Source organism: Pseudomonas edaphica, assembly GCF_005863185.1.
Classification (GTDB): Bacteria; Pseudomonadota; Gammaproteobacteria; order Pseudomonadales; family Pseudomonadaceae; genus Aquipseudomonas; species Aquipseudomonas edaphica.
In genome coordinates this window covers 1-1019 of the sequence record NZ_VBVZ01001035.1, presented here as the reverse complement: position 1 = coordinate 1019, position 1019 = coordinate 1, and the positions used below count along the sequence as shown (strand labels likewise).

Genomic DNA, 1019 nt, shown 5'->3' with positions numbered 1-1019 from the left:
ACGAATTGCTGGCTGTCATCGCCGAATTCGATGCCTGCGCTCAGGCCGACCCTGGCCTGCTCCAGGAAGAACTGCTGCGGGTCGGCAAGGCCCAGGGCGCTGCAATCCAGCCAGGCCAGGTAGGTGCCTTGTGGCGCGTGCATCACCACGCCGGGCAAACGGGTTTGCACGGCGTGCAGCAGGTAGTCGCGGTTGGCTTGCAGGTACTGCACCAGCGCATCCAGCCATTCGCTGCACTGGCTGTAGGCGGCGCGGGTGGCTTCCAGGCCCAACGGGCTGACGCTGTCGACCATGCCGCAGCGGGCATTGTTGAAGCGCTCGCGCACCTCGGCATTTTGCACCACGGCAAAGCAAGTCTTCAGGCCGGCGACGTTATAGGCCTTGCTCGCCGACATCAGGGTGATGGTGCGTTGGGCGATCTCGGGGCTGAGGCTGGCGGTGGGAATATGGCGACGGCCGTCAAAGCACAGCTCGGCATGGATTTCGTCACTGATGATCAGTGCACCGTTCTCCACGCAGGCGTTGGCCACGGCCAACAGTTCTTCACGCGCAAAGACCTTGCCCACTGGGTTGTGCGGGTTGCTCAGCAGCAGCGCACCGGCACCCTTCAGCGCCTGGCGCATGGCGGGCATGGGCGTCATGTACTCGCCGTTGATCAACTCGAACGGCACTTCGATACGCGGCAGGTTCCAGTGGCCCGGTGCCAGGCGAATCGGCCGGTAGTTGGGGGTTTGCAGCACCACGGGCTGGCCCGGCTGTACGAACGCATGCAGGGCCATATTGAAACCAGGCTCGACACCGGGCAGGAACAGCAACTCTTCAGGCTGTACGCGCCAGGCGTACTTGGCCCACAGGTCCGCGATGATGGCTTCGCGCACATCCGCGCCAGCCACGCTGTAGCCGAGCACCTGCTGGTCGAGGCGTGCGTGCAGGGCTTGCAGGACGGCGGGTGGCGCGGCGATATCCATGTCGGCGATCCACATCGGCAGAACGTCTTGCGGGTAACGGTTCCACTTGGT

The 1019-nt window shown here is 64.4% G+C and carries 1 protein-coding gene; it reads right to left on the bottom strand.

Translation table 11 applies throughout. The features are described 5' to 3' along the window. The coding region (locus FEM54_RS33055) for a MalY/PatB family protein (protein WP_138454336.1) at positions 1-1019 on the bottom strand (1019 nt) is incomplete at both ends.